The organism is Streptomyces javensis, assembly GCF_039525925.1.
GTDB lineage: Bacteria > Actinomycetota > Actinomycetes > Streptomycetales > Streptomycetaceae > Streptomyces > Streptomyces asiaticus.
This window is the reverse complement of the sequence record NZ_BAAAIF010000218.1, coordinates 1-2,185: the sequence shown is the minus strand read 5'-3', so window position 1 is coordinate 2,185 and position 2,185 is coordinate 1. Positions and strand designations below refer to the sequence as shown.

The following is a 2,185-nucleotide window of genomic DNA, read 5'->3' as shown; positions in this document are numbered from 1 at the left end:
GGCGTACGTACGCGGTGTCCCCGTGAACTGGACCGCCCTGGTCGGCGACATCCCCGCACACGCCGCGCTGGATCTGCCGACCTACGCCTTCCAGCGTCAGCACTACTGGCTCAAGAACTCCGCCCCCGCCGACACGGGATCCGCAGCCGATCAGCTGCCGGGCATGGATGAACTGCCCGAGGACCCCGGGGCGTTGACCGCTCGCCTTCGTGGGGAGTCCGCACAGGAACAGGAACGCATCCTGCTGGATACCGTCCGCCAGGAGACCGCAGGCGTCTTGGGCCATCCCTCGCTGGATGCCATTGAACCGGACATGGTGTTCAACCAGATCGGGTTCGACTCGGCCACCGCCGTGCAGTTGCGCAACCGTCTGAACGCACTCACCGACCGGACTCTGCCGACCACCCTGCTCTTCGACTACCCCACGCCACTGATCCTCGCCGACTTTCTACGTGACGAGCTCATCGGGGACACGGCTGCCCCGGCCCCGGAGGAGGTAGCGGCGCCGACATCAGCGCCCGGGGCCGTGTCGACCGAGCCGGTGGCGATCGTGGGCATGGCGTGTCGACTGCCGGGAGGAGTCTCCACGCCCGAAGAGCTATGGGAGCTGGTGCTTCACGGGCGGGACGGCATCAGCGACTTCCCGGTGAACCGTGGCTGGGACCTGGAGAACCTGTTCCATCCGGACCCGGACCACCCCGGCACCAGCTACGCCCACCAAGGCGGATTTCTGCACGATGCCGGGGAGTTCGACGCGGGCTTCTTCGGGATCTCGCCGCGTGAGGCGCTGGCCGTGGACCCGCAACAGCGTCTGATGCTGGAGACCTCGTGGGAGGCGCTGGAGCGGGCCGGGATCGACCCGACCACCCTGCGGGGCAAGGACGTGGGTGTCTTCTCCGGTGTGACGTACCACAACTACGGATCTGGCGTAGAGCCGGTGCCCGCCGAGCTCGAGGGCATGCTGGGCCTCGGCGCCTCGGCCAGTGTGCTGTCGGGGCGGGTGTCCTATGCGCTCGGCTTCGAGGGACCGTCGGTCGCGGTGGACACGGCATGCTCCTCGTCCCTGGTGGCATTGCATCTGGCGGCCCAGGCGTTGCGAGCCGGCGAGTGCTCGATAGCGCTGGCTGGTGGTGTCACGGTGATGCCCACACCCGGCATCTTCATCGCCTTCTCACGGCAGCGCGGCATGTCGGCCGATGGCCGATGCAAGTCCTTCGCCGCCTCGGCTGACGGTACGGGGTGGGCCGAGGGCGTGGGGGTGTTGGCGCTGGAGCGGTTGTCGGACGCGGAGCGGAATGGCCATCGGGTGTTGGCGGTGGTGCGGGGCAGTGCGGTGAACCAGGACGGTGCGTCGAATGGTCTGACGGCGCCGAATGGCCCGTCGCAGCAGCGTGTCATTCGGCAGGCGCTGGCCAGTGCGGGGGTGTCGGCGGCCGAGGTGGATGTGGTCGAGGCGCATGGCACGGGCACGGCGCTGGGCGATCCCATCGAGGCGCAGGCGGTGCTGGCCACGTACGGTCAGGACCGGGATCGGCCGTTGCTGATGGGGTCGTTGAAGTCGAACATCGGCCATGCGCAGGCGGCAGCGGGCGTGGCCGGGGTCATCAAGATGGTGCTGGCGCTGCGGCATGGCATCGCGCCACGGACGTTGCATGTGGAGGAGCCAACGTCGCAGGTGGACTGGTCGGCGGGTGCGGTGGAGCTGTTGACCGAGGAGCGCGTGTGGCCGGAGGTGGGGCGTCCGCGCCGGGCCGGGGTGTCCGCGTTCGGAGTGAGCGGCACCAACGCCCACGTCATCCTGGAACAGGCGGTGCCGGTGCAGGCCGAGCCGACCGACTCGGCGATGTCTTGGCCGAAGGGCGTTCCTGTGCCGCTGATGGTGTCCGGGCGGGGTGACGCGGCCTTGCGGGCCCAGGCGCGACGCCTGCGGTCCTTCCTTGCCGACGAGCCGCAGCTGGACGTGAGCGAACTCGGCTTTGCGTTGGGTTGTGGTCGGGCGGGGTTGTCGGATCGTGCGGTGGTGGTGGCGGGGGATCGGGGCGAGGCGTTGGCGGGGTTGGGCGCGGTGGCGCGGGGTGAGTCGGGTGCGGGGGTGGTGTCGGGTTCGGTGGTGCGTGGTCGGTTGGGGGTGTTGTTCGCTGGTCAGGGGTGTCAGCGGGTGGGGATGGGGCGTGGGTTGTACGAG

The 2,185-nt window shown here is 69.5% G+C and carries 1 protein-coding gene; it reads left to right on the top strand.

Translation table 11 applies throughout. The features are described 5' to 3' along the window. Nucleotides 1-2,185, top strand: a 2,185-nt coding sequence (locus ABD329_RS47625) for a type I polyketide synthase (RefSeq protein WP_344318257.1), incomplete at both ends; no start/stop codon positions are given.